Origin of the sequence: Streptomyces sp. R44 (genome assembly GCF_041053105.1) — a bacterium.
In the GTDB taxonomy this organism is placed as follows: domain Bacteria; phylum Actinomycetota; class Actinomycetes; order Streptomycetales; family Streptomycetaceae; genus Streptomyces.
In genome coordinates this window covers 7,698,150-7,724,499 of the sequence record NZ_CP163444.1, presented here as the reverse complement: position 1 = coordinate 7,724,499, position 26,350 = coordinate 7,698,150, and the positions used below count along the sequence as shown (strand labels likewise).

General features: G+C 70.9%; 22 protein-coding genes and 1 pseudogene. 10 read left to right on the top strand and 13 right to left on the bottom strand.

Annotated elements, in window-relative coordinates; all coding sequences use genetic code 11:
• Positions 1-35 precede the first annotated feature (35 nt).
• Positions 36-1,583, top strand: coding sequence for a long-chain fatty acid--CoA ligase (locus AB5J54_RS35875; RefSeq protein ID WP_369148104.1), 1,548 nt, complete (start codon positions 36-38; stop codon positions 1,581-1,583).
• Positions 1,584-1,626: 43 nt separating this feature from the next.
• A complete protein-coding gene (locus tag AB5J54_RS35870) occupies positions 1,627-2,973 on the top strand; it encodes an FAD-binding oxidoreductase (protein WP_017241824.1) in 1,347 nt (448 codons plus the stop codon).
• 300 nt (positions 2,974-3,273) lie between these two features.
• Here the strand turns inward: AB5J54_RS35870 and AB5J54_RS35865 are convergent, their stop codons facing one another.
• Positions 3,274-4,683: a transporter gene (locus AB5J54_RS35865; protein ID WP_369149567.1), complete on the bottom strand. Its 1,410-nt coding sequence runs from the start codon at positions 4,681-4,683 to the stop codon at positions 3,274-3,276.
• Between the two features lie 837 nt (positions 4,684-5,520).
• Here AB5J54_RS35865 and AB5J54_RS35860 point away from each other — a divergent pair.
• The gene (locus AB5J54_RS35860) at positions 5,521-7,680 is read left to right on the top strand and encodes a SpoIIE family protein phosphatase (protein ID WP_369148103.1); all 2,160 of its coding nucleotides are present in this window, start codon (positions 5,521-5,523) and stop codon (positions 7,678-7,680) included.
• A 596-nt stretch (positions 7,681-8,276) separates the two neighbouring features.
• Here the strand turns inward: AB5J54_RS35860 and AB5J54_RS35855 are convergent.
• On the bottom strand, positions 8,277-8,897 hold the full coding sequence (locus AB5J54_RS35855; protein WP_369148102.1) for a TetR/AcrR family transcriptional regulator: 621 nt from the start codon (positions 8,895-8,897) through the stop codon (positions 8,277-8,279).
• Positions 8,898-9,179: 282 nt separating this feature from the next.
• Between AB5J54_RS35855 and AB5J54_RS35850 the strand changes: the two genes are divergently transcribed.
• Positions 9,180-10,082: an FAD-dependent oxidoreductase gene (locus tag AB5J54_RS35850; protein WP_369148101.1), complete on the top strand. Its 903-nt coding sequence runs from the start codon at positions 9,180-9,182 to the stop codon at positions 10,080-10,082.
• A 27-nt stretch (positions 10,083-10,109) separates the two neighbouring features.
• On the top strand, positions 10,110-10,418 hold the full coding sequence (locus AB5J54_RS35845) for a hypothetical protein (RefSeq protein WP_369148100.1): 309 nt from the start codon (positions 10,110-10,112) through the stop codon (positions 10,416-10,418).
• Between the two features lie 260 nt (positions 10,419-10,678).
• Here AB5J54_RS35845 and AB5J54_RS35840 read toward each other — a convergent pair whose 3' ends face one another.
• On the bottom strand, positions 10,679-11,368 hold the full coding sequence (locus AB5J54_RS35840) for a DUF1345 domain-containing protein (RefSeq protein WP_369148099.1): 690 nt from the start codon (positions 11,366-11,368) through the stop codon (positions 10,679-10,681).
• 290 nt (positions 11,369-11,658) lie between these two features.
• Between AB5J54_RS35840 and AB5J54_RS35835 the strand changes: the two genes are divergently transcribed.
• The 4 genes from AB5J54_RS35835 (at position 11,659) to AB5J54_RS35820 (ending at position 15,620) form a co-directional block, all read left to right on the top strand.
• The gene (locus AB5J54_RS35835; protein ID WP_369148098.1) at positions 11,659-12,549 is read left to right on the top strand and encodes an MBL fold metallo-hydrolase; all 891 of its coding nucleotides are present in this window, start codon (positions 11,659-11,661) and stop codon (positions 12,547-12,549) included.
• A 150-nt stretch (positions 12,550-12,699) separates the two neighbouring features.
• The gene (locus tag AB5J54_RS35830) at positions 12,700-14,013 is read left to right on the top strand and encodes a flavin monoamine oxidase family protein (protein WP_369148097.1); all 1,314 of its coding nucleotides are present in this window, start codon (positions 12,700-12,702) and stop codon (positions 14,011-14,013) included.
• 175 nt (positions 14,014-14,188) lie between these two features.
• Positions 14,189-15,412 (top strand): cation:proton antiporter, encoded by a 1,224-nt coding sequence (locus AB5J54_RS35825; RefSeq protein WP_369148096.1) that lies wholly within the window; start codon positions 14,189-14,191, stop codon positions 15,410-15,412.
• A 10-nt stretch (positions 15,413-15,422) separates the two neighbouring features.
• Positions 15,423-15,620, top strand: a complete 198-nt coding sequence (locus AB5J54_RS35820) for a hypothetical protein (RefSeq protein ID WP_369148095.1) — start codon at positions 15,423-15,425, stop codon at positions 15,618-15,620.
• Positions 15,621-16,083: 463 nt separating this feature from the next.
• On the opposite strand, the pseudogene AB5J54_RS35815 reads toward AB5J54_RS35820, so the two are convergent.
• Positions 16,084-16,626: pseudogene (locus AB5J54_RS35815) on the bottom strand (hypothetical protein); the annotation flags it as partial.
• Positions 16,627-16,767: 141 nt separating this feature from the next.
• On the opposite strand from AB5J54_RS35815, the gene AB5J54_RS35810 reads away from it, so the two are divergent.
• The gene (locus tag AB5J54_RS35810; RefSeq protein ID WP_369148093.1) at positions 16,768-17,442 is read left to right on the top strand and encodes a response regulator; all 675 of its coding nucleotides are present in this window, start codon (positions 16,768-16,770) and stop codon (positions 17,440-17,442) included.
• A gap of 7 nt (positions 17,443-17,449) precedes the next feature.
• Here AB5J54_RS35810 and AB5J54_RS35805 read toward each other — a convergent pair whose 3' ends face one another.
• The 9 genes from AB5J54_RS35805 to AB5J54_RS35765 form a co-directional block, all read right to left on the bottom strand.
• Positions 17,450-18,709, bottom strand: a complete 1,260-nt coding sequence (locus AB5J54_RS35805; protein WP_369148092.1) for a sensor histidine kinase — start codon at positions 18,707-18,709, stop codon at positions 17,450-17,452.
• Positions 18,702-20,069, bottom strand: a complete 1,368-nt coding sequence (locus tag AB5J54_RS35800; RefSeq protein ID WP_369149566.1) for an FtsX-like permease family protein — start codon at positions 20,067-20,069, stop codon at positions 18,702-18,704. Before AB5J54_RS35800 ends, AB5J54_RS35805 begins: the two co-directional genes overlap by 8 nt.
• Before the next feature lie 5 nt (positions 20,070-20,074).
• A complete protein-coding gene (locus AB5J54_RS35795) occupies positions 20,075-20,827 on the bottom strand; it encodes an ABC transporter ATP-binding protein (RefSeq protein ID WP_369148091.1) in 753 nt (250 codons plus the stop codon).
• A 90-nt stretch (positions 20,828-20,917) separates the two neighbouring features.
• Positions 20,918-21,112, bottom strand: a complete 195-nt coding sequence (locus AB5J54_RS35790) for a hypothetical protein (protein ID WP_030690730.1) — start codon at positions 21,110-21,112, stop codon at positions 20,918-20,920.
• Positions 21,113-21,225: 113 nt separating this feature from the next.
• Positions 21,226-21,891, bottom strand: coding sequence for an ABC transporter ATP-binding protein (locus AB5J54_RS35785; RefSeq protein ID WP_369148090.1), 666 nt, complete (start codon positions 21,889-21,891; stop codon positions 21,226-21,228).
• Complete coding sequence (locus AB5J54_RS35780; protein ID WP_369149565.1) at positions 21,884-22,780, bottom strand: ABC transporter ATP-binding protein; 897 nt, start codon at positions 22,778-22,780, stop codon at positions 21,884-21,886. The genes AB5J54_RS35785 and AB5J54_RS35780 overlap by 8 nt, the downstream gene beginning before the upstream one ends.
• A 92-nt stretch (positions 22,781-22,872) precedes the next feature.
• Positions 22,873-23,709: an ABC transporter permease gene (locus tag AB5J54_RS35775; RefSeq protein ID WP_369148089.1), complete on the bottom strand. Its 837-nt coding sequence runs from the start codon at positions 23,707-23,709 to the stop codon at positions 22,873-22,875.
• Positions 23,702-24,694: an ABC transporter permease gene (locus AB5J54_RS35770; RefSeq protein ID WP_369148088.1), complete on the bottom strand. Its 993-nt coding sequence runs from the start codon at positions 24,692-24,694 to the stop codon at positions 23,702-23,704. Before AB5J54_RS35770 ends, AB5J54_RS35775 begins: the two co-directional genes overlap by 8 nt.
• Positions 24,691-26,289 (bottom strand): ABC transporter substrate-binding protein, encoded by a 1,599-nt coding sequence (locus AB5J54_RS35765; protein ID WP_369148087.1) that lies wholly within the window; start codon positions 26,287-26,289, stop codon positions 24,691-24,693. The genes AB5J54_RS35770 and AB5J54_RS35765 overlap by 4 nt, the downstream gene beginning before the upstream one ends.
• Positions 26,290-26,350 lie beyond the last annotated feature (61 nt).

Below are 26,350 nucleotides of genomic sequence, written 5' to 3'. Positions count from 1 at the left end.
CCCGATGACCAACCCAGAGCCGCTGGAGAACCACCTTGCTGAACCTCTCGATCCTCCTCGAAGACTCCGCCCGCACGTTCCCGGACCGGGACGCGCTCGTGCTCGGCCCGACCCGGCTGACCTACCGCCAGGTCGACGCGGCGGCGAACCAGGTCGCCAACCTGCTGGTGTCCCGGGGCATCCGCCCCGGTGACAAGGTCGCCCTCAGCTGCCCCAATCTGCCCTCCTTCCCCGTCGTCTACTACGGCGTGCTCAAGGCGGGTGCCGTCGTGGTCCCGCTCAACGTGCTGCTCAAGGGCCGCGAGATCGCCTACCACCTGGGCGACGCGGACGTCTCGGCGTACTTCTGCTTCGAAGGAACCCCGGAGCTCGCCATGGCCGCAGAGGGTCATGCCGGCTACCTCGAGGCGAAGACGGTCGAGCACTTCTTCGTCATCACCGCCGACCAGGAATCTCCCAGCCCGATCGCCGGTACGGAGACGCTCGGTCAGGCACTCGCCGGTATGAGCACCGTGTTCGAGTCGGTGGTCAGGGAGCCGACCGACACCGCGGTCATCCTCTACACGTCGGGAACGACGGGACAGGCCAAGGGAGCGGAACTCTCCCACGCGAACACGATGATGAACGTGCTGGCCAGCAACCGGTTGTTCCGCAACGAACCGGCCGCCGACAGCCACGTGGTGTGCCTTCCCCTGTTCCACACCTTCGGCGCGACGGTGCAGATGCACGCGGGGTTCTCGGTCGCGGCGACCTTGCACCTCGTGCCGCGCTTCGCCGCCCGTGAGGTGGTCGAGCTCATGAGCCGCGAGGTCATCACGTTCTTCGCGGGTGTTCCGACCATGTGGTGGGGGCTGCTCAACGCCCTCACCGACGACGTCGACGTCCGCCGGATCGCCGACAACCTGCGGATCGGCATCTCCGGTGGGGCGGCCCTGCCGGTCGAGATCATCAACCGGGTCGAGCAGCGCCTCGGTGTCACCGTGCTCGAAGGGTACGGGCTGTCCGAGACGTCGCCCGTCGCCACGTTCAGCGACCCCCGGTTCGAGTCCCGACCGGGCTCGATCGGCGTCCCGATCTGGGGTGTGCAGCTGAAGCTGATCCGACCGGACTGGACGGAGGTCACCGAGGCCGGAGAAGTCGGCGAGATCGCGATCAGGGGCCACAACGTCATGAAGGGCTACTACAACCGCCCGGAGGCGACGGCCGAGGCGATCCGCGACGGATGGTTCCGCACCGGGGACCTCGCGCGACGCGACGAGGACGGCTTCTACTACATCGTCGACCGGGCGAAGGACCTCATCATCCGCGGCGGTTTCAACGTCTACCCCCGCGAGATCGAGGAGGTGCTTCACACCCATCCCGCGGTGAGCCTCGCGGCGGTCATCGGCGTCCCGCACGACAGCCATGGTGAGGAGGTCAAGGCGTTCGTGATCCTCGAGCAGGACGCCTCCCTCACCGCCGACGAGCTCATCGCCTGGGGCAGGGAACAGATGGCCTCCTACAAGTACCCCCGCATCGTCGAGATCGTGTCGAGCCTGCCGATGACCGGCAGCGGAAAGATCCTCAAGCGCCGGCTGGCCTGAAGTCGAACCTCTGCCACTGACAACACGAAGCAAGGAACGTGTGATGAAGACGGACAACGTCGAGTACACCAACTTCAGTGGATGGGTCGACCCTCCCAGCAACGTCCAGCCCGCCCTGCAAGAGGACATCACCTGTGAGGTGGCGGTCGTGGGCGGCGGACTGGCCGGGATGTCGACGGCGCTGCGCCTGGCCGAGCGCGGCCAGGACGTGGTGCTGTTGGAAGCCGAGTTCTGCGGTCACGGCTCCGCTTCGCGCAATGCCGGGCAGCTGGCAGGTGCCCCGGGCGGCGACATCCAGTTCCTGAACATCCTCTACCCCAGGAAGTTCCCCGGCATCGTCCGGTTCGCCGAGAACTCCGCGCACTTCGTGGAGCACCTGATCGAACGGCTGGACATCGATTGCGACTACGAGGCCACCGGCAACGTCTGCGCCGCCGTGTCCCGTGGGCAAATGGGCCGCGTGCGTCGCGTGACCAAGATCCTGCGGAAGGCCGGCGGGAAGGTCGAGCTCGGCACGAGTGCGGAGCTGGGCATCCCCCGCGGATTCCTCGGCGGTTTTCGCGAGTCCGTCGGCGGGATGATGAACCCCGGCAAGTTCAGCCTGGGCATCCGCCGCGCCGTCCTCTCGTCGCGTGCCCGGGTCTTCGAGCGCACGAGGGTCACCGACATCACGCGGGACGGCCATCACATCACCGTCATGACACCCGGTGGTGAGGTGCGCGCGAGGAAGCTCGTGCTCGCGACGAACGCCTTCGGCGGCGAGCTGGCGATCGCTCCGAAGCGACTGTCCGTGCCGATCTGGGTCACCGAGGTGGAGACCGAGCCCATCGATCCCGCGCGGCTGGCAGCACTCGGCTGGACCAGCCGTTCGGGAGTGGTCACCCAGCACAACTTCATGGAGAACTACCGGCTCACCTCGCGCAACACCATCGTGTTCGGCGTGCGTCGGATCCAGCGGGGGAAGAGCTACCCGCTTCCCCTGAGGAAGCCGGACGAGGCAGTCGTCGCCGACCTCGCACGCGGCTTCGAGACCCGCTTCCCCGCGCTGGCCGACGTCGCGGCAGCGCGCGCCTGGGGCGGATGGATCGGGATCACGACGTCGTGGCTTCCGCTCGCCGGCAACATCGACGACAACGTCTTCTACTCGGTCGCCTGCAACGGCCACGGCCTGGCCCAGGCGCCGTACCTCGGCTCGCTCATCGCCGACCACATCGTGGACGGAGAACAGCACGAGGACCTGAAGGCTCTCTGGGTGAAGAAGCCCAAGTTCGGACGCCCCGTGATGATGGGGGCTCCAGGACTGCGGACCATCTGGACTGTCGACCGGATCAACGACCGGATCAACGGAAGCCGGCGGAACGCCCGACGCGGCGCGGCTCCGGTGAACTGACCGGGCCATGGGGCAGAGGGGGCCTCGGGACTGCCGTTCCTATCGGCAGGTCCGCGGGGCCCCTTCCGCATGTGTGCACGACTGTCACCGACGGGCTGGGGCCGATGACGAGTCGACAGGCTTCGTCGCCGGCCGGGACCGGCGGAAGGCGCTGTCAGGACCTGCTGCGTCGGCCGGGGCGCCGCGACCGCCTGCGTCGGCGACTCGCCGTCGGAGCAGCGGTGCGGTCCGAGGTGACCGGACCCGGCGCCCGGCAGTCCGCCGCCTCTTACGTGAGAACGGGCACGGCCGGCGAACCGATCACCACCCGGTTCTCTCTGCCTCCACCCGGTCGTGACCGGGATTTCGAGAATCCCCCTCCTCCCGCCGGGACGGCCTCCTGCTGCCGAGCCTTCCGAGGAGGAAAGCCACCGGGACGGAGAACAGACCGGGAGTGTGGAAGGGGTACCAGTCGAACGCCGCTTCCGGCCACAGTGCGTAGTCGGTGCCGGAGACCACGGGTGAGCAGAACGTGAGGACCGTGCAGAGGAACAGCCCGCCGTAGACCGACCACGACAGCCCTCGGCGGTTGAACCCCGGCCAGTAGAAGGAGTAGACGAGCGCGGGGAAGACGCACGTCGCCGCGACGCTCAGCGAGAAGGTGACCAGGAACTCGACGGGGTACTGGCTGACGGCGACGGACAGCGCCAGCCCGCCCACACAAAGGGCGACGACGACCGAGCGAAGAGCCCGGATCTCGCCCTGATCCGTGAGGGGGCGGCCGTTCCTGACGATGACGTCACGCGTGAGGGAGACGGCGGCGGCGAAGGTCACGCTGGTCACCGCTGTCAGCACGGCGAGGAAGGCGAGGCACGCCATCACGGTGATGAGGACCACGCGTGCCGTCGACGCCCGATCGAGGACGCCGGAGGCGAGCAGGATCGGGGCCCCCTGACCGTTCGCGTCGACCCCACCGATCACCTCGCTGCCGACCACGGCCGCCGCCGCGAATCCCACCGTGATCAGGAGGAGGTAGAAGGCACTCGTGAGACCCACCGCGATGCTCGTGGACCGGCGTGCGCACCACCCGTTCCGCGCGGCGGCGACACGGAGGATCAGGTGGGGCATCATCGCCGTGCCGAGGACGACGACGACGTGGTCACTGATCGTGTTCACAGGGCCGAGGCCCGCCGTGTGCGCCCAGAGCCCCCTGCTCAGATACGCGTCCGGATCCGTGCTCTGTTCCACCGCGGCCGAGAGCAGGGCGCCCGGGCTCCACGAGAACTTTCGCAGGGCGAGCAGGGCGACCACCGCGAGCGTCACCAGCGTGACAGGTACCTTGACGACCTGCACGAAGCTGGTGCCCCTCAGGTCCGCCACCCCCGCGAAGCAGGCCACGAGGCAACCCATCAGCACCGTGCAGAGCACCTGGGCCGCGTTGCTCGACATGCCGAGCAGGAGGGCCGCGCTGATGCCGGCGGCCCGTAGCTGGACGATGAGCAGGGGGATCGTGATGACGAGCGTCACCACTGCTGCCGCCGTGCGCGGTCCCCGGCCCGACGCGCGCAGGGAGAACAGGCCGCCGAGCGTGTAGTGCCCGCTGGCACGGATCCTCCCCGCGAGGAGGAGCAGCGCACCGAGCGCGAGGACGCTGTCGACGGCAGAGGCGAACCCGTCGTAACCGAAGAGGGCGATCGCCCCCGAGATCGCGAACAGGGCGACGACCGTGATGAACTCACCTGCCAGGGCGAAGCCGTTGAAGACCGGCGAGAGGGACCGTCGGCAACGTAGAGGTTCTCCGGACGGTCATCCTGGCTCGCGAGGGTGAAGACCCACAGCAGGCACAGGCCGATGAAGACCAGGAAGGCACTGATCACGGAAGCCCGGGCGGCCGAGCCGACGGGGTCGAGTACGCCCGAACTCAGGAGGAGCGGAGTCGTCACCGGGTCACCGCCCGGACTCTCGCGTGGATGACGTACTCACAGGACCGGCGTGGGGCCGGCCGGAAGCCAGGGGCTGCTCGGCGGGATCGCACAGCCGCGTCGACCGGTCCTCGTACCACCCCACGGCAGCGAGGAAGACACCGAGTTGCAGGATTCCCCCATGAGGCCGAGCGTGAGCCGCCCGTACACGTGGGTCCCGGAAAGGGTTGTGGAGCAGGACAGGACGACACCTGTGGCGAGGGGCACTGCGTTGGCGACCAGGAATGCTCGCCGGACGCGCCGCGCGGCACCGTCGGCGTCGCGTGTCGATGCGGGCGGACCGCCGGGCGGAGCCTGAACGAAAGGGAAGCGCACGGAAGCCTCCGGGCAGCGAGGGTGCGGGTTGGGGTGACGGCCCGGGTCCCACCGTGGCCCGCGTCGGGCGTTGCTGGTCCGGGTGGCCCCCGCAGCCGACCTGTTGGGCCGGGGTGCTGGAGAGGCAGGCGCGGCTGACCGTACAATCGAAACCGATGCCGAATCGATTTCGAGTTTACGCATGGTTGATCGCGGTCCGTCAATTGCCCCCGCCCCCTGACCGCCACCTCACCCGGTGGCAGGCGGCCGCACCTTTCCGGACAATGCCACTATGAGGACCGATGTCGACGCGCTCCTCCGGCGTCTGGCTCAGGAGCTCAGGCCTCGGACGGACGAGGCGGTCGACGCCGTCTTGCGGTTCACTCGCGGCGAGCTTCCCGAGCTGTGGCAGTACGAGGACATCGCCGCTTTCGCGTCCGAGGAGACGGCCGGGCACGTCACCGCGCTCCTGGCAGTGCTCGAACACGGCCCGGAAGCGGCAGAGGCCGCGCCCCCGCCCCAGTCCGTCGAGCTCGCTCGGAGGTTCGCCCGCAACGGGGTGCCGATCAGCACCCTCCTGCGCGCCTACCGGCTCGGTCACGTCGGCCTGCTGCGGCTGATCCAGGCGGAGGTACCGCGGTTCACCGACGACCCGGAGCTGATCAACGCCGTGGCGGTCCGGCTCATCGAGACGGGCTTCGAGTACGTCGACCGCAGTTCCGTAGGCGTCGTCGCGGCCTACCAGGAGGAACGCGACCGCCGGCTGCAGCGGCGGCTTCTCCTGGCCAACGAGGCAGGCCGGCGCATCGGAACCACGCTCGACATCGGCCGCACCTGCCAGGAACTGGTGGACGTCGGCGGCGAAGGCTTCGCCGACTTCACCACCGTAGACCTCCTCGCCTCCGTCCTCGACGACGAGGACGCGTCGCCACCGTCGGAGCCGTCACCGCTCCGCCGCGTCGCCCAGCGGTCCGTACCGGACGACGGCACCACGGAGTTCCCCGTACCGACCGGACGGACACACAGCTACCCGGCGGAATCGGAGCCGGCCCGTGCACTGGCGACCGGCACGCCCGTACTACGCCGCGTCGGGGCATCCGACGCCTCGTACGACGCAAGCGGAGGCCACCCGCGCGGTGAGTTCCACTCGGCCATGCTGCTTCCCCTGGCGGCCCGTGGGGAGACACTGGGCCTCGCCCAGTTCTTCCGTACGGGAAGCAGCGCGCCCTTCGACGAGGACGACCTCCTCCTCGCCCAGGAGATCGCAGCCAGAGCGGCGGTGTCCATCGACAACGCCCGCCGGTACACCAACGAACGTTCCACCGCGCTCACCCTCCAGCGGAGCCTGCTGCCGCGGCACACGGTGGAGCAGTCCGCCGTCGTCGCGGCCTCACGCTACCTGCCCAGTGGCTCCCGCGCCGGCGTGGGCGGCGACTGGTACGACGTGATCCCTCTGTCCGGAGCCCGAGTGGCCCTCGTCGTGGGCGATGTCGTCGGACGCGGACTGCGCGCCGCCGCCACGATGGGCCGCCTCCGCATGGCGGTGCGTGCCTTCGCCGACATCGACCTGATGCCCGACGAACTTCTCACGCACCTGGACGACGTGGTCATCCGCCTCCAGCACGAGGAGGGGGAGGATGCGGGCGAGACCAGCGCCACCTGCCTTTACGCGGTCTACGACCCCGTCTCCCGCGTGTGTTCGCTGGCCAGCGCCGGACACGTCCTGCCGGCCGTGGCCGCTCCCCCGGACCGCGAGGGCGACACCTCCGGCTCCCGGTCCGTCGAGTTCCCGGAGATGCCGATCGGCCCGCCGCTGGGCCTGGGGGGACTCCCCTTCGAGACCGTGCAGTTCGAACTGGCAGAAGGGAGCCTGCTGGTCCTGTTCACCGACGGCCTCATCCAGAGCCGTACACGCGACGTCGACACCGCTCGCGAGCTGCTGCGCGACGTCCTCACCCAGGAGTCCGAGTCACCGGACGAGGTCTGCGACCGACTGATCGCCGCACTGTTGCCCCAGCGCCCCGTCGACGACATCGCCCTCCTGGTGGCCCGCACCATGTCGCTCGACGCGGACCACGTGGCAACCCTCGACCTCCCCTCGGACCCGGCTGCCGTGGCCGGGGCGCGCCGCTTCGCCTCCGACACGCTGACCGCTTGGGGCCTCGACGAGCTGTCCTTCACCACCGAGCTCATCGTCAGTGAACTCGTGACGAACGCGATCCGCTACGGCAAGAGCCCGATCCGACTGCGGATGATCCTTCAGTCCACGCTGACCTGCGAGGTCTTCGACGCCAACAGCACCGCCCCACACCTACGACGCGCCCGTACATACGACGAGGGCGGCCGCGGACTGCTCCTCGTCGCCCAGTTCGCCAAGCGCTGGGGCACACGGCACGGCCGCGAGGGGAAGGTGATCTGGGCGGAGCAGGCCCTGCTCGTGGACGATCTTTGAGGGCGCCTTGGAGCACGGTGGGCGAGGGGCAGGGATGCTCGCGGGGAGGGGCAGCATGTCCAGTGGAAGTCATGACCGGCGGGACCTTGACGGAATCCGCCCTAGAACTAAACTCGAACTCAATTCCACATTGAGTCTTGCCGCAGCCTTCGAGCCAGACCGCGACAGGGATCTCGCCCGCTCGAAGGCGTCGGCAAGACGGAGAATGCGATGACGCGCCGCACTCGCGGGCTCATCGCGCCGCCAAGTCGTCGAGTCGGTGCGCCAGGGACGCCCCCGGCTCGACCCCGACCAGGGCATCGCCTCGACCTCGCACCTGGGAGGTCAGGTCATGGCGATGCCCTGGTCACCCACCGACACCGCACCTGCCGATACGCGACCGTCACGATGCCGTCGGCGGGCACCGAGCGCATCGATGGGTCGGATCCGCTGGGCGACATCGAGGCGGCCATGGCATGCGACACCCCGCCGGAGGGTCGCCCGAGCCGGCGAGCACGCCGAGAAGGAGCCCGACACGCCCCTAACGGAGGGCACAAACAGCCGCCACGCCCCGTCGTCACGCGGCGCGACTCGCTCGCGTGACGCGGATCGCCCGATCAGACGGCGTAGGTCTCGAGGTACGCGGTCACCATGCGGCGCGCTTCGTCGATCGTGACGTCGTCGCCAGTCGGCGATTGCCGATACGCGATGTCGAAGAGACGGTTGCCCACCTCGAAGGCGAGGTGCAGGACGAGCCGGGGAGTGTCGGCCGACAGCAGCCCACGCTCCACAAGAAGGCGCCAGAGCCGGTCAGCCTGCGCCGCGTCGAATTCTCGCACCAGGTCGCTGACCATCTCGTTGCGACCCGCGAACCACAGCTCGACACAGCTGCGATGGGCGCGGAAATAGTCGCGCATCGGGTCGATGACGACGTCAGCGGCGTCTCTCAGCGTGGGTAGCTCGGACTGTTCCAAGGCGGTGGCGATGAGCTCCTCGACCGCCTGCAGATGTCGACGCAGGAGCTCGGCGTCGACCTGATGCCGGTCGGAGAAGTAGTGGTACATCGAGGCGATCGGGATGCCCGCCCGCTCACCGACCGCCTTCAGGGTGGCCGCCTCATAGCCCTGCTCGCAGAGCAGCTCCTCGGCGGCGTCCAGGATGGCCCGCCTCCGTTCCATGCCGCGACGCTGCACAGCCGGACGAGCCGCCGCCTGGGCTGTCAACTTTTTCTCGAACACAATTCGAGATCGTATCAGCCGCACCTGCCGATCGCCCTCGCGCGAGGGCGGCGGCACGCGGGAGCAGGACCACTCCTTACTCCACAACCTCAATCCCGGCTTGACCGCGCACGAGCCTAAAATTAAAGTCGAATCGAGTTCGAGTTTTACCTCGACAGAGACCCCCTCCGGGTCCCTGTCACCACAGCCTCGCTCTCAGGTCCTCGCCCTCGCTGCCGTTCGGCAGCCACGAAGCGGCCGCAAACCCGTCTCAGGGCCTGTCCAGAAATGAGATGAACACGAATGACTACCCACACCGAGCGTGACGTTGCGGTGATCGGCAACGGGCTCATGGGATCGTCGATCGCCCGAGCGTTGGCACATTCGGGTTGGACGGTGACCGCGTACGACCCGGACACGGCACGCGCTCGGGCCCTGGCCACCGAGCTGCCGGGAATCGAGGCCGAGGCGGACCTTGAAACGGCGGTCGCGTCCGCCCGTCTGATCCTGACCTGCGCCCCGTCCTACGAATCCGTGCTCCAAAGCCTGGAGTGTGTCGGGGACTGGAAAGGCAAGACACTTCTCAACACGGGAACGAGTTCGACGGACGAGTCGAAGAACGCCGGTTCATGGGCCGTCGAGAAGGGCGTCCCCTACCTGGACGCCGCGATCCTCTGCTTCCCCCAGGACATCGGCACCGAACGCGGCTACGTGCTCTTCTCGGGGAGCCCCGAGGCCTGGGCGGAGCACGAGAAGCTGCTCGCCGCACTCGGTCCGGCGATGCGGTTCGTCTCCGACCAGGTGCAGGCCGCGAGCGCGGTCGACCTCACGATCGTCGGCGGAGTGTACGTTGCCGCGCTGGCCGCCTACGTCGACGCCGTGGCCTATGCCCAGAGCCAGGGCGTTCCGGGTGATGTCCTCGGCGAGGCCACCGACAAGGTTCTCGCGGCGCTGAAGGACGCGGCCGGGGAGGCCGTGGCGGCGATCGGCAGCGGCGATTTCACGACGGACCAGGCCACGCTCTCGGTGTTCACCCATGGAGGCGAGACCTGCGTCGACGGCATGAGGGGTGCCGGCTTCCACGCGAATGTGCTGGCGGCCGCCGTGGGCAATCTCAAGACGGCCGAGGCTGCGGGGCTGGGCCAGAAGAGCTTCTACGCCCTCGCGCAGGTCGCCACGGGCGACCCCGCCAGCCGGCAGCACTAGCAAAGAGCCTTTCGGGAGAGCACCTTCATGACCGACGACGTCTGCGGCTCTACCCGCCACATCCCCCTTCAGGGATATTCCGGCAGAGCACGGTCGTGGCAGAAGGCGAGCTGGAGCCGGGTTCTCCGTGAGGCAAGCGTGGGGAGCCTGATCATGCTCATACCCACCCTCCTCCTCGGGTTCTTCATGTCCTGGGAGATCGGCATGGCCATCGTCCTGGCGACGGCGACATCGGTGACCCTTTCCTCAATCTCGTTCTCCCTCAGGGGGCATACGTTCGAGTGTGCGGTCAAGAGGGGCATCATTCTGACACTGGGGTGGTGGGAGCGGATCTGAGGAACAGCCCGTCGCCCATGCAGGAAGGCCTCAGGTCGGCATTCCAGCCGTAACGTCGGGGCTCGGCGCAAGTAGCCGTGGCCGTGAGCGCACCCACAGCGAACGGGAGTTCCGACATGGCCTGACAGAGCGTCACGAGTGGGGTCATGAAGTGGGCTCTGGCCAAAGAGAGCTTCTGTCGGGGCCCGCTCTGCGGCATCCGGGCCGGGCCAGGGCGGCTGCCCGCCGTGGCGCGCCGCCAGAACAAGGCCTGGTGCTGGTCAGACACTGTCCAGAGCGGAGACGAGGCTGGCCACCGTGACGGTGTTGAAGACGAAGGCGATGCACGCGTTGACCGTCACCGTCCGACGCATCTCCCGGGACAGCACGGTGACGTCGGTCGTGCCGAACGTCGTCATGACGGAAAAGGCGAAGTAGACGTAGTCGCTCCAGATCGGGGTCTCCTCGCCGGGGACCTCCAGCGCCCGCTCACCCTCCAGGAGATTGTCGGCCTGGAAGGCGACCGCGAAGGACACGGCGACACAGATCCAGGCGACGGCGACCAGGGTGAGCGCCACCACCGCCCGAGCGACCGGTTCGAACGAGGAGCCGATGTGCCCGGGCCGCCACACCACGGCCACCACAAGCGCCGCGGCCGCGATGAAGATGGAGACTCCCGGTCCGGGGGCCGTCCCGTAGACGTACCGCTGGAGCCACGTACCCCGTGTCTCCCGGCCTGCCCAGTTGCGTACGCGCTCGGGAGAGGCGGTCGAGAAGGCGATCACCGTGATCAGGAGATAGGGGAAGAGATAGGCAAGCAGCAGCAAGACGCACACGTCCGCCACCGACATCTGCGCCCAGCCGCGGTCAAGGCCGAGGAGGAGCACAGCCGTGCCCACCGCAATGAGGCCGCTCACCGCCGACCGGCGACGCTCGGAGAGCCACTGATTCCGGCTACGCCTCTCGGACACAGACGAACTCCTCAGGAATCGCGGCTGCCGACCTGGTCGGAGCCCGACGCTACGGCATCGTGTCGCTCCGTCGACGCAGCGCTGTGGAGTGTCGTCGGGTGCGGGCGCCAGCGGTTCCGGACCGCCCTGCGGACGATGTCGATCGGCAAGATCCTCAAGCAGGGCCTTGCCCGACAGCCTCGATCCGACCGCGACGCTTACCACCGCTTCGGTGCGACGCAGCCGGCCATGCGGTCCGGTCGCCTGCTCATTTCGATCACTGCGCCACTCGCGGACAAGGAGTGCCCACTTTGCTCACGACGGGATACACAGAAGCGGAGTTCGGCGGAGTCACCGTACTGATCGGCGCCGAGCGAGGTGCCTACCCGTACGCCAACTCCGTCCTCGTACGCGGCAGCGCCGAGACACTGGTCATCGACCCGTCGCTGTCGCTCGTCGACTCGGCACCACCCGCAGACATAGTCCTCGTGAGCCACGCACACGAGGACCACGTCGCAGGCCTCGGCGGCTACGAGGTGCCCGTCCGTATCCACGAGAAGGACCTCGCCGCCCTGCGATCCCGCAGAGTCATGGCCGCCGGCTACGGCCTCCCACCGGAAGCCACTGAGCAGACCGAGACGATGCTCCGCGACCAGTTCCACGTCCGGGACCGCAACAACGCGACGGGGTTCACCGACGGAACCGTGTTCGACCTCGGCGGTCGCACGGTGACGGTCGTGCACCTGCCCGGCCACACGGCCGGCCACTGCGGTTTCCTGATCGAGCCGGACGGATTCCTCTTCGTGGCAGACATCGACCTGACGTCGTTCGGTCCCTATTACGGGGACGTCGGCAGCAGCCTCACCGACTTCGAGGCGTCCATGCGGCGCTGCAGGGCGATCGACGCCCGGTGGTACGGCACGGCCCACCAGCGGGGCGTGATCGAAGGTGCCACCGAGTTCTCGGAGCGCCTCGACGCATTCGCCGGCGTGATGGCGAAGCGCGACGCGACCCTCCTGACGTTCCTCTCCGAACCCCGGACCGTCGACGAGATCGCCGATCGCCGCCTGGTCTACGGCTCTCACGTCGAAGGCGCCCACGTGCTGCCGGTCGAGCGCCGAACCGCGGCGCAACACCTGAGCCGATTGGTCGGCGCGGGCCGGGTCGCGGAGGTCGAACCAGGACGGTTCCGCGCCACGTGACGCCCACACGTCCTCCGGGTGTACTGGCGCCGCCTGCTCGCGTATTCTCGAATACGAGTCGACTTTCATTCTTAGCGCAGTGAAGAACGGTACAAGGAGTCGCTAGTCATGGCCGCAGTGGAAGACAGTGACGAGGAGACCTGCGACGTCGTGGTCGTCGGCGCGGGAATGTCGGGCCTGATGGCGGCCACGACGCTCGCGGACAGGGCGGACGTCGTGGTACTCGAAGCGGCGGATCGGTCGGGGGGACGCGTCGAGACGGTCCGGAAGGGCGAGTACTGGATCAACGTCGGCACCCAGTTCACGGAGGGGACCGGGCCCTTGATCGACGCTCTCCATCGGCACGACATCGAGATGGGGTCCCTGGCCGACACGAGCGTGGCGCTTGTTCTCAACGGCGCACTGGTCGACACGTCCGACGTACTCGCCCTCATGTTCCGCACCCGCATGGGCTTCATGGATCGCGTCGGCATGGCCATGGTCGGTGCCCGCATCCTTGCCGCGGCCCCGTTCCTGGAATCGGACAGCCGCCTCGCGAAGAAGGTGCGCGCCGGGCTCGACGCGCGTCCCGCATCGGATCTCCTGCGCGGTGTCCGCTCCGAGCTGACCCGGACCATGGTCCGTTCGTGGTCAGGGCAGTGGATGGGGTGCGAGCCGGAGGAGACGGCGGCGACCCAGCTTGTGGTGTCGATCGGACTCGCTCTGACGGACCCGGCGAAGGTGCCGAACTTCGCCCTGCCGGCCGGTGGCAACCAGACCTTGACCGACATCCTGGCCGCCGACCTCGGCGAGCGTCTTCGGCTCGGGGCGACCGTCCGGACAGTGGAGAAGAGCGGGGACGGCGTCGTCGTGGACTACGTCGCGGCCGGCCGCTCGAAACGGATACGTGCGAAGCGCGCCATCGTCTCGGTTCCCAGCGACATCGCGCTGCAGATCCTTCCCGGACTTCCGACGACACATCGCAACGCGTTCGGCGACATCCGCTACGGGCGGTACGTGATCGTCGGATTCTTCACCGAAGAGGAGGGGCCTCAGCCCTGGGACGGGCTCCTCGCCGTGTCCACGCCGCAACTGTCCTTCCAGGCGATGTTCAACCACGCCGCCGCGCTACGTAAGAACGGTCCGCGGAAGCCGGGTGGTGCGCTGGCGTGTTTCGCCGGCGGCGCTTCGGCCGACGCGCTGTTCGACCTCTCCGACGAGGAGATCGTCGCCCGCTTCTCCAGGGATCTGCTCTCGGTCTACCCCCAGCTCGAAGGGAGGCTCGGCGACGGGATCGTACGACGCCACCGCCGTGTGGTGCCGTTCTGGGCACCCCGGGGACGTGAGTCGCTGCCCACACTTCGCAACCCTCTCGGGCCGATCCATCTGGCCGGCGACTATCAGCTCGACATGCCGTCGCTCGCCGACGCGGCCACGTCGGGCGAGAACGCGGCGAAGGCGGTTCTGTCGGACCTGGGCCGCTGAACTCCACTCCGGGGCAAGGAGAACAGAGCAGGCGTCCCGGCGCCAGGGCCGAGAGCGGCGCACGCGGTGTGTCCGAGGCCGACGATCACCCTTTCACCTGTGAGGATGTCACCGTCGGCCTCGGCGTCACCCCACCTTGTCCTGCCTTCTGTCCACTCCCGCTCTGCGAGTCGCCGTGATCGCTCTCCTCGTCCTGCTGTCCCTGCTGTTCCTGTGGACCGTCGTGTCCGACCGGCTGGCACGGTGGAGCATCACCGCCCCGATCACCTTCGCCGCGGCCGGCGTTCTCCTCAGCGGACAGGACCACCCGGTCGTGCCGCTCGACGTGGACACCCACACCTTCCAGCGGGCCATCGAACTCGTCCTCGCGGTCATGCTGTTCACGGATGCCACCGAGGCACGGGAATACGCCCGGCTGCGGGGTCCGGTCGGGGAAGGGCGGCTCCTCGGGATCGCCCTGCCGGCCTCCCTCCTGCTCGCCACCCTGGCGGGCGCCCTGGTCTTCCCCGGGAGGAGCTGGTGGCTCCTGGCAGTCGCGGCGCTCGTCGTCATGCCCATGGACCTCGCCCCGGTCCTGATGATCCTCCGGGACGAGCGCGTGCCCCTGCGGGTGCGGGCGGCGCTCAACATCGAGGGCGGGTTCAACGACGGACTGATCTCGCCGCTCTTCGTCTTCTGCGTCGCCAACATGGTCTCCGCCGAGGGCGACACGTTCGGCGACCTCCTCCTCAACGCCCTCAAGGGCGCGGTGTACGCGGCGATCATCGGCAGCGTCCTCGGGTTCCTGGCCTCCCAGGTGGTGCGCCGGGCGCTGGAGTCCGGGTGGGCCAAGCCCGCGAGCCTGCGCATGGCGGGGCTCGCCCTGCCCTTCCTGACGTACGCGGCTTCCGTGCTGGTCGAGGGCAACGGCTTCGTCGCGGCGTTCGTGGCGGGCCTCTGGTACGCGAACACCGTCTCCGTGATCGGGAGTGACTCCCTGACCCTGGTGGAGGACGTCAGCCATCTGCTGGCCCTGGCGGCCTGGTACGCCTTCGGCGCGCTGGCCGCCGAGGCGTTCGCCGACGGGATCGCGCTCCAGGTCCTCGCGTACGCGATCCTCGTACTGACCGTGGCCCGGTTCGTTCCGGTGATGGTGTCGCTCACCGGCACCGATTTCACCCGCCCCGAACGCGTCGCGATCGGCTGGCTCGGGCCACGCGGTGTCACCTCGATCGTCTTCGCGGTCCTTGCCTCCATTCAACTCCCGAAGGAAGAAGCAGACTTCGTGGTGAACGTGACCGCAGCGACGGTCCTGCTCAGCGTGGTCCTGCACGGGGTGTCGGCGGAACCGGTCGCCCGCTGGTTCGCCCGGCACCCGCAGCCCGAGGAGCGGGTGCCACCGCTGGGTCCCGGGCGATAGTCAGGCAGCCGTGTTCAGCGCCGAGACCACGCCTGCCACGGCGATCGAGCTGCAGACGAACGCGATGACGGGCGTTCGCGGCCACCGCCCGGCGTATCCCACTGGACAGAGCACCGTGACCTCGGTCGTCCCGGACATCCTCATGACCTTTGCGGCGAAGTGCACGTACGTCACCCCAGACGAGTTCCTCACCGTACGGAATCTGTAGGACCTGCTCGTCCTCGACGGGATCGTCCGCGTAGAGAGCCAACGCGAAGGCGACGAACTCGCTCGATCGCGCCGCAGACGCTCAGCGAGCGCATTCGGCCGGGTCCACACCGGAGTACAGCGAGTACGAGCTGCCAGCGTGCCTGAGATCGTAGGACCGCTTGGACACTGACCACCCTGCTTCTGCCGACCCGGGGCCTCCATGCCCAGGACCCACGCGCGCGCTCGGGGCCGATGACGATGAGTAGCGGTCTCGCAGGCACGAGGAAGTCAGCTCACCAGCGGTGATGTCGCCCCGAACTGGCTGCTGCTGGGGAGAATCTGGGGAGAATGAAGGCGCCCTGGGGAGCGGCTGGGGAGAATCGACCGGCTAAGACGGCGTCATCATGAAAGCCTTGGAAAGCTGCAAAGTCGCAGGCCAGCACACCTCGCACGGCCATCCGTGCAGGTCAGCGCAATGAGGGCGAGGACTTCTTGAAGATCTTCTCGAAGTCGAGGCGGGTGACGGCCTCGACGGTGGAGGAGCGCTGCGGCAGCTTGTACTCGGCGAGGGTGGCGAGGGTGCGCCGGTCGAGGAGCTTCAGGAGGAAGCCGCTGAAGGTGCCGCAGACGGTGACCAGGCGGCCGGCGGCGTCGAAGGTGACGGTGGCGCACTCGCCGCCGAGGGCGGCGATCTTCTCGCTGGAGACCTCGGGGTCGCGGCCGAGCGGCCCGGGGAAGGGGTGGGTGCCGCTGCCGGCGCCGTCGGCGTGCATGCCGCTGCGGCCGTTGGGGGCGAGGTACGGGTGCTGGGCGGGGCCCTTGCCGGGCACGGGCCGGGCGGTGGCGGGGGCGCCCTCGTAATGGTCGACGAGGCGGTGGCCCGGCGCGAGGGGGATCTCCTCGGCCTGGGCGACGGGTGCGGAGCCCGCCAGGACGGTCGCCGCGAGGGCGGCGATCAGCGCGAGGGCGCGTGCTCGTCCGCGGGGTGGTGGGGTGGTCAAAACGGCTCCTCGGATTCCTGGCATGTTCGCGCCTGTTACCGACGGTAGGCGGGGGTGCGTGAGAAGTACATGGAGCCGCCCCCGCTTTCATGCGCCGTTCACGAGCGGTCCGGAGGACGCCCCAGAACGGGGCCCGCACGGGTGGGCCGAACGAATAATGGCGGGGTGAACGAACGATCTCTGCGCGTGGTGCTGGCCGAGGACTCCGTCGTCCTCCGGGACGGGATGGTCGAACTGCTCGGCGCCCGCGGATGCGAGGTGGTGGCCACCGCGGGGACGGCGGACGAGCTGCTCGCCGCGGTGGACCGGCACCGGCCCGACGTCGCCGTGGTCGACATCCGGATGCCGCCCACCCACACCGACGAGGGCATCCGGGCCGCCGTCGAGATCCGGGCGACCAGGCCCGAGGTCGGCGTCCTCGTCTTCTCCCAGCACATCGAGACCGCCTGGGCCGCCCGGCTCCTCGCCGGCGGGGCGACGGGCGTCGGCTACCTCCTGAAGGAACGCGTCGCCCGTACCTCCGAGTTCGTGGACGCGCTGCGCCGGGTGGCGGACGGCGGCACGGCGCTCGACCCTGAGGTGGTCGACCGGCTGGTGCACGGCGAGCGCGGGGGCCGGGTGAACACCCTGACACCGCGCGAGCGGGAGGTCCTGGAGCTGATGGCGCAGGGGCACTCCAACCGCTCCGTCGCCGAGCGGCTCGTGGTCTCGGAGCGGGCGGTGGAGAAGCATGTCGCGGCCGTCTTCGCCAAGTTCGGCCTGCCGGCCACGGAGGCGGACAACCGGCGCGTGAAGGCGGTCCTCGCCTATCTGTCCGAGACGTCCGGGACCGGCGGCTGACCGGCCGTCACAGCCTGGCGGGCAGCTCGGCGGTGATCTCCGTCGGGCCGCCCGGCGGACTGTCCACCCGCAGGGTGCCGTCCACCGCCGCGAGCCGCTCGGCCAGACCGGCGAGACCGGTACCGCCGCCGGGGGCCGCGCCGCCGCGGCCGTCGTCACGGACCGTCAGCCGCACCCGGCCGCCGCGCACGCTGGCCGCGAGCCCGGCCGCGCGGGCCCCGCTGTGCCGGGCGATGTTGGTGAGCAGCTCGGCGGCACAGAAGTAGACGGCCCGCTCGATCGCCTCCTGCGGGCGTTCGGCGAGGTCCAGCCGGAGGGTGACGGGGACGGGCGAGGTGGCGGCGAGTCCCGGCAGGGCCTCGCCGAGACCGCCGTCCAGGGCGACGGGGTGGATGCCGCGGGTGAGCAGCCGCAGCTCGGCGACGGTCTCCTCGGTCTGGCCACGGGCACGGTCGAGCAGGGTCCGCAGCCGGGCGAGGTCCGGGCCGGACTCCGGGTCGAGCGCGTCGTCGGTCAGCGAGAGGGTGATGGCCAGGGCCACGAGCCGGGCCTGCGTGCCGTCGTGCAGGTCCCGTTCCAGACGGCGGAGCCGGTCGCCGTTGTCCGCGAGCAGCGCGGCACGGGCCGCCTCCAGCTCGCGGACCCGGCGCTGGGCACGGGCGGGCCCGAGGAGCCATCCGGCGAGCCGCCGGTTCGCCCCGGCCACGGCCCGCAGCGCACCGGGCACACCGGCGAGCAGGGCGAGACCGAGCAGGACGGACGTGGCGTCCAGCCAGGCGGCGGGCGGGGAATCGGGCTCCATCAGGCGCCCCCAGAGCGGAAAGCCGATCAGCCATCCGCACCCGAGGGGCAGCCCCACCGCGACGAGGAGCCCGAGCACGCCGAGCGGCAGCCGCAGGACCAGGTACAGCAGCGTCCGCCAGGCGACCGGATCGGCGAGGACGACCCGGCCACGGGCGATGAGCCCGTGGGGACGGGTCAGCCCGGCCGGAGCCTCGACGGTCGCACCGAGCAGCGCGCCGACGAGGCGACGATGCGGCCCGCCGAGACCCCGCGCGCCGAGCAGCGCGACGACCACGAACGGCAGCCCGAGCACGGTGAGCGAGAGCAGGGTCCCGGCGTACAGAACGGCGAGTGCGTAGGCGCCACAGACCAGTGCGAGGGGCATCCCCACGACCGCGAACACCCAGTCGCCGGCACGCACGGAGAAGTACCGGCGCCAGGCGGACGCGGACCCGGGCGTCCGCCCGGCGTCCGGGTCAGTCACGGCCGCCGCCCGCCCGTTCGGCCGCCGGGCCCCGGATCGCGCGCAGGCCCGCGCCCAGGGTCGCCGGGAACGTCAGCACCGCCGCGCCCGTGACGATCCAGGCGCAGGCCTCGGCCGGGACGGACGGCAGCGGCGATCCGGTCGCGGCCGTGCTGAAGGCGGACGTGGAGAGGGCGGCGACCGCGCTGCCGAGGAGGACGCCGACCGCGGTGGTCAGCGCGGCCTCGGCCGTGAGCATGCGCAGCAGTTGACGCCTGGTCGCCCCGACGAGCCGCAGCAGGGCGAACTCGCCATGCCGCTCCCCCGTGACCGCGATGAGCGTGTTGATCGTGGAGACGGCGGCGAAGGAGGTGAGCAGGGCCAGTTCGGCCTGGCGGAGCCAGACGTCGGTGGCGGAGGTGGCACCGGTCGTGCCGGCCGCGTGCTCTGCGGTACGTGTCATGATCATCATGGTCGCCGACAGACCGACGAGCAGCGCGACCGGCACCACGGCGGACGTCAGCCTCCGGGCGTACCCCCGCAGTTGGGCGTCCGCGAGCCAGCCCGTGCCGGGCATCAGCGCCCGTGCGGGCGCACCCAGGACGGCCACCAGGGCCCGCGCCGCGAGCGGCCCCGTCAGGCCGACCGCGACGAGCAGCACCAGCGAACCCAACAGCGCCGCCTGCCCCGCCTTGTCCAGCTCCCCCGCGGGCCTGGTCGCGGCGAGCCTCAGCAGCAGGCCGCCGCCCACCGCGGCGCAGATGCCCGCGAGCAGGCGCGGCACGCCGGTCCGTCCCTGCTCGGTGGCGGTCGCGGTGAGCGCGGCCGCGGGCGCGATCCGGGAGATCCGCCGGACGGCGACGGCCGAGGCGGCGAGCCCGACGGCGAGCGTGATCGTCACGGCGACGAGGGCGGGCAGTGGGGTGAGCGGAACCCGCAGGTCGGGCGCCGCCATCCCCCGCCGCCGCAGCGCGTCGAGGAAGAGGCGGGAGGCGGACGTCCCGGCGAGCGCGCCGGGCGCGGCCACCGCGAGCGCGGTGGCGGCGATCTGGACGCGGACGAGGCGTCGTACCTGACGGGGGGTGGCCGCGATGGTCCGCAGCAGCGCCAGCTCGCGGTGCTGCCGGCGCAGCGCGAAGCCGACCGCGTTGACGACGACGAAGAAGGCGACCAGGACGGCGATCTCGCCGAAGGCACCCGCGATCACCATCAGGCCGGGCCCCGCCACCGCCGTCCGGCGGACGGCGTCGGGGGCGGTGGCCTCGGTGGCGAACAGGGAGCCGAAGAGCGTCGTCGTGGCGACGAGGAGGAAGAGCGCGACCGCGAGTCCGGCGAAGGCGGCCGGACGCCGGCGCAGCTGTGCGAGGGCGAGGAGGGTCACGGCGCTCACCCGCCGAGCCGGCCGAGGCGTGCCGCGACCTCGGCGGGGGTGGGCCGGTCGAGTTCGTCCACGACGAGGCCGTCGGCCAGGAGCAGGACGCGGTCGGCGTATCCGGCGGCGACGGGGTCGTGGGTGACCATCGCACAGGTCTGGCCGTCCTGGTCGACGCCTGAGCGCAGCAGGGCGAGGACCTCGTGGCCGGTGGCCCGGTCGAGCGCGCCGGTCGGTTCGTCGGCGAAGAGGACGCGCGGCCGGGAGACGAGCGCGCGGGCGATGGCCACGCGTTGCTGCTGGCCTCCGGAGAGCTGTCCGGGGCGGTGCCGTTCGCGCCCGGCGAGGCCGACTCGGGCGAGCGCGTCGAGGACGCGGCCGCGGTCCGGCCGGGCGCCCGCGAGGCGGCCGGGCAGCTCGACGTTCTGGGCGACGGTCATGGCGGGCATCAGGTTGAACGCCTGGAAGACGAAGCCGATCCGGGTCCGCCGCAGTTCCGCCAGTCTCCGTTCCGGCAGCCGGGTCACCTCGGTGTCGCCCCACCACACGGCGCCGCGGGTGGGCCGGTCCATTCCGGCGAGGCAGTGCAGCAGGGTGGTCTTCCCGGATCCGGACGGGCCCATCACCGCGGTGAAGGTGCCCGGCGCGAGGGCCACCGACACCCCGCGCAGCGCGTGTACGGTGGCGGCGCCGCGCCCGTAGGAGCGGTGCAGGTCCTCGGCGCGTGCGGCGGTCGCCGCCCTCGTGTCCGTCGTCGTCTCAGCCATGCCCTCATCCTCGGCGGGCGGGGCCGGGCGGGTCGATCGTGCTCGCCCCCGAACCGGGGGTTCGGATATCCGAACCCCCGGCGCGGCGGGTCAGGGCCTGAGGCTGGAGACCACGTTCGCGGTGGCCGCGACGCCGTTGTGGATGGTGGGCGCCATGCTGGTGCCGGCGAGGAAGAAGCCGAGCAGGGCGCAGACGAGGGCGTGGGTGACCTTCAGGCCGCCGTTCCGCAGGAAGATCACGGCCAGCACCAGCAGCAGCACCACGACAGAAATGGAAACGGCCATCGCTCTCACGTCCCTCCGTCGCCGCACCGGAATTGCGGCGTTCGGCGGACAGTGTGACGGAATGCGCGGTCCGTCCGGGCGTATGGCGGGGCGGCCATACGGGTGAGATCCGGTCAGGGCGCGGTGGCCAGGCAGTCCTTCCATTCGACCGTGCGGTCGCACCAGCGGTTCAGCAGGACGCGGTCGTGGCCGACGGCGAGGAGGCCGGCGCCGGTCTCGGCGCGGTAGGTCTCGACGGCGGCGACGAGTGCCGCGGTGGTGGAGGCGTCGAGCATGGCGGTCATCTCGTCGCAGATCAGCCAGCGGGGGCGGAGGGTCAGGGCGCGGGCCAGGCAGGCGCGCTGGAGCTGGCCGTCGCTGACCTCGTGGGGGCGGCGGCCGAGGAGGTCGGGGGTGAGCCCGACGGCCGGGGCGAGGGCGGCGACCCGGTCGGCGGCCGCGGCGCGGCGGCCGGTGGCGCGCAGGGGTTCGGCGATCAGTTCGGTGAGGGTGAGGCGGGGGTCGGCGGCGGCGCGGGGCTGCTGGAAGACGACGCCGACGGCTGTGCGCTGCTCGCGCGGGGCGCGGTGCCGCCAGGCCCGTACCTCGGTGCCGTCGAGGACGAGTCGGCCCGCGTCGGGGCGGTGGAGGAGGGCCGCGACCCGGGCGAGGGTGGATTTTCCGCAGCCGCTGGGGCCGAGCAGTCCGACGGACTCGCCGGGGGCGAGGGTGAGGGAGGCACCGCGGAAGACGGGGGCGCGGCGCTCGTATCCGGCGGTGACGGAGTCGAGTTCAAGCACGGGGCTGCTCCGGGTGGTGGCAGGCCACTCCGGCCGTGAGGTCGGGGCGGGTGGCGCAGCGGTCGGTGGCGCGGGGGCAGCGCGGGGCGAAGGCGCAGCCCTCGGGCAGGGCGGACAGCTCGGGCGGCATGCCGGGGATCGGGGTGAACGCCCGGTCGGGCAGGGCGTCGAGCAGGCCGCGGGCGTAGGGGTGCCGGGGCCCGGTGGGGCCGAAGAAGCGGTGGGCGGGGGCGACTTCGACGATCCGGCCCGCGTACATGACGGCGACGCGGTCGGCGATGCGTGCGGCGGCGGCCAGGTCGTGGGTGATGAGGAGCAGGGCGCGGCCCTCGTCGGCGTGGCGGCGCAGTTCGTCGACGGTGCGGTCGACGAGGTCGCGGTCGAGGCCGGTGGTGGGTTCGTCGGCGAGCAGCAGCCGGGCGTCGCCGATGAGGGCGAGGGCGGTGGCGGCGCGCTGGGCGAGGCCACCGGAGAGTTCGTGCGGGTACCGGTCGAGGTGTCCGGCGGGGAAGGCGGCGCGGTCGGCGGCGGCCTCGGCGGCCTTGCGGCGCCCCCGGCGCCCGGTGGAGGTGAGGGCGCGGACGGTCTCCTCCAGGTGGGACCGTACGGTGCGGACGGGCGTGAGATGCGCCGCGGGGCTCTGGGGCACGAGGCCGACGCGCCTGCCGCGTACGGTGCGGGCGAGGGTCTTCTCGTCGGCGGCGAGGAGGTCCGTGCCGTCGAGGAGCGCCGTACCGGAGGTCTCGGCGTTCCCGGGGAGGAGGCCGAGGAGGGCGGAGGCGAGGACGGACTTGCCGCAGCCGCTCTCGCCGACGAGGGCGAGGCACTCCCCCGCCGCCAGGTCGAAGTCGGCGTCGCCGACGGCGGCGACGGTCCGGCCGCCGGGCATCCGGAACCTGACGGTGAGGCCGCGGACGCTGAGGACGGCGTCCTCGGCCCGCTCGGCGGTGACGGCCTGAAGGGCGCGTTCGACGCGGGAGTTCAAAGCGTCAGCTCCGATCGGCGGCGTGGGTTGAGGTGATCGCGCCAGGCGCCCGCGAGGCCGGCGATGGCGAGGGTCGGCAGGATGAGCAGGAGGCCGGGGAAGAGGGTGGGCCACCAGTCGCCGGCCAGGAGCGATGAGCGGGCGTTCTGCACGAGGTTGCCGAGGCTGGCCTGGTGGCTGGGAAGGCCGAGGCCGAGGAAGGAGAGCGCGGACTCGTGCCACATGGCGTGCGGGATCATCAGGACGGCGGCGAGTCCGGCCTGCGGCAGGACGGCCGGCAGCAGGTGCCGGACGGCGATCCGGGCGCGTGAGGCTCCTCCGGAGATCGCCGCGTCCACGAAGGGCCGGGTGCGCAGGGAGAGGACCTCGGAGCGGACGATCCGGGCGGTCGAGAGCCAGTGGGTGACGGCGACGGAGGCGATGACGGGCCAGACGCCGGGCCGGAAGAGGGCCACCACGAAGATGCCGAGCAGCAGGTGCGGCACGGAGGAGAAGGCGTCGACGAGCCGCATCAGGGCGCGGTCGGTCCGGCCGCCGAGCGCTCCCGCCGCGGCGCCGACGGCGGTGCCGGCGACGGTGGCCACGAGGGCGGCGACCAGTCCCACGAGGAGGGAGATCCGCAGGCCGTAGACGCAGCGCAGGAGGAGGTCGCGGCCGAGGTCGTCGGTGCCGAAGGGGTGGTCCCAGGACGGCGGGAGGAGCTTGCGGGAGAGGTCGACGGCCTGTTCGTCGAGCTGCGCGAGCGGGGGCACGACGAGGACCGCGAGGAGGATGGCGCCGACGGTGACGGCGGAGGTCCACAGCCGTACGCGGTGGGTGCGCGGGTCAGCCATCGAAGCCCACCCTCGGGTCGGCGAGCCCGTACAGCAGGTCGGAGAGCAGGTTGCCGAGCAGGACGGCGGCGGTGGCGAGGACGGTGAGCGCGGCGAGCAGGGGGAAGTCGACGGAGGTGGCGGCCGTGACGGTGGCGGCGGCGATGCCGGGCCAGCTGAAGACGGTCTCCACGAGGAGGGCGCCGGTGATGAGTTCGGGGACGCGGGAGCCGACGAGGGTGAGCATGGGGAGCATTCCGGAGCGGAGGGCGTGGCCGGTGAGGACGGTGCGTTCGCGCAGGCCGCGCGCGCGGGCGCCGCGCACGGGGTCCTCGTCGAGGGCGTCGCCGACGCCCTGGCGGACGTACAGGAAGAACCAGGGCAGCTGGGAGAGGCCGAGGACCAGGGCGGGCAGCACGAGGTGGCGGGCGACCTGGCCGGCGGTGACGGTGTCGCTGCCGGTGTCGGTGAGCCCGCCCGCGGGCAGCGCGCCCAGCTTCAGGGCGAAGAACCAGATGGCGAGAAGGCCGAGCCAGAAGGCGGGGGCGGCTTCCAGGGTGTACGCGGCGGAGCTGACGGCCCGGTCGAGGAGGCCGCCGCGGCGGCGTCCGGCGAGCACGCCGAGGAGGGTGCCGAGGACGAGGGCGACGGCGAAGGCGGTGGCGGCGAGGAGGACGGACCAGCCGAGGCGTTCGCCGATGACCTCGGCGACGGGGCGGCGCATGACGGCGGAGTCGCCGAGGTCGCCGGTGAGAGCCGAGGTGAGCCACTCCCACCAGCGGGTGAGGAGGGGCAGGTCGGCGCCGAGGTTGGCGCGGAGCTGGTCGAGGTTCTCCTGCGAGGCGGTGAGTCCGGCGGTGCCGGCGTAGGCCTTGACGGGGTCGAAGGGGGAGGCTTCGGCGACGGCGAAGACCGCGAGGGTGACGCCGAGGAGGACGGGGACGGCGGCGAGGGCCCGCCGTCCCGTCATCCGTGCCATGGCCCCCCAGGGGAGGCGGCGGCTCAACGCTTCGGCTTCCAGGTCTCGACGTTCCACCAGGGGCCGGAGGCGAGGCCGTGGTCGTGGGGTTCGGTCTGGGTGCTCAAGCCGTCCCAGGCGTCGTTCACGACGTAGAGGTGGTCGATGTGGGTGAGGAAGGTGTAGCCGGGGTTCTTCGCCAGTTCGCGCTGGACGGTGTCGTACGCGGCGCGGCGCTTCGTGAGGTCGTCCGTCCGGCGGCCGTCCTCCAGGGCGCGGTCGACCGTCTTGTTGTCGTACCGGGCCATGTTGTTGAAGCCGTCGCCGCCGAGGGTGGACTTCAGGAGCAGGTACTGGTCGAAGTCGGGGTCGCCGGGTGAGCCGCCGCCCGCGAGGACGGCGTCCGTCTTCATGCGGGGTTCGATGACCTCCCAGGGGCCGGCCTGGGTGGTGATGTCGATGCCGGCCTTCTTGGCGTCGGAGGCGTAGGCGAGGGCGTGGTCCTGGCGGAGCTTGTCGCCGGAGAGGTACCAGAGGGGGAAGGCGGCGCGGACGCCGTTCCTGACGCGGATGCCGTCGGGGCCGGGCTTCCAGCCGGCCTCGTCGAGGATCTTCTCGGCGCCGGCGAGGTCGTGGCGGCGCTCGGTGCCCTTCGCGAACCAGGGGCTGTCGGTGGGGACGGGCCCGTAGGCGGGCTTTCCGGCGCCTTCGAGGATCTTGTCGACCATGGCCTGCCGGTCGACGGTGAGGTCGAGGGCGCGGCGGACGGCGGTGTCGCCGGCGACCGGGTTGTGGGTGGGGAGGGTGACGGTGCGGTAGTCGAAGGTCTTCGCCGTCCAGGTCTTCTTCGCCCTGTCGCCCTGGAATCCGGCGGCGAGGTCGGGCGGCAGAATCGCGCCGTCGAGGTCGCCGGCGCGCAGACGGGTGGCGCGGACGTCGTCGTCCTTGATGATCGCCATGGTGAACTTCTTCACCCGCGGAGCGCCGCCCCAGTAGGCGGGGTTGGCCGTGAAGGTGAGCTTCTCGCCCTTGGACCAGCCGGTGAGGACGTACGGCCCGGTGCCGATCGGCCTGCTCGTGAAGGCGCCGGTGTTGACGTCCTGCTTCGCGGCGACGTGTTCGGGGGCGATGGCGTGGACGGTCCGCTCGGCGAAGGGGGCGTAGGGGTACCTGAGCCGGAAGACGACGGTGCCGTCGCCGACCGCCTCGACGCTGCTGAGCGCGTCGAGTTCGGTGCGGAAGGGGTTGTTCGTCCTCGGGTCGAGGATCGTCCGGTAGGTGTACACGACGTCCTTCGCGGTGAAGGGGACGCCGTCGCTGAAGGTGACGCCCTTGCGGAGGGTGTACGTGTAGGTCAGGCCGTCCGCGCTGACGCGGGGCAGCTTCACGGCGAGGGCCGGCTTCAGCCGCAGGTCGGCGTCGAAGGCGAGGAGCCCGTCGAAGATCTTCGCGTTGCCGTCCTTGCCGTAGCCGAGCAGGGGACTGAGGGTCTCGGGCTCGTAGGCGATGCCGACGACCGCGGAATCCTTGGCTCCGCCGGAGCCGCCGGCGGTGGATCCGGGGTTCGTGCAGGCCGCGGTCGCGAGGGCGAGCGCCCCCGTGAGTATCGCGGCGGTCGCTCGACGGACGGATCGGGCGGCCACAGTGTCCACACCCCTCTTGAAGATCAACTGTAATTGCGAACAGCTCGCAATTAAACAGTAT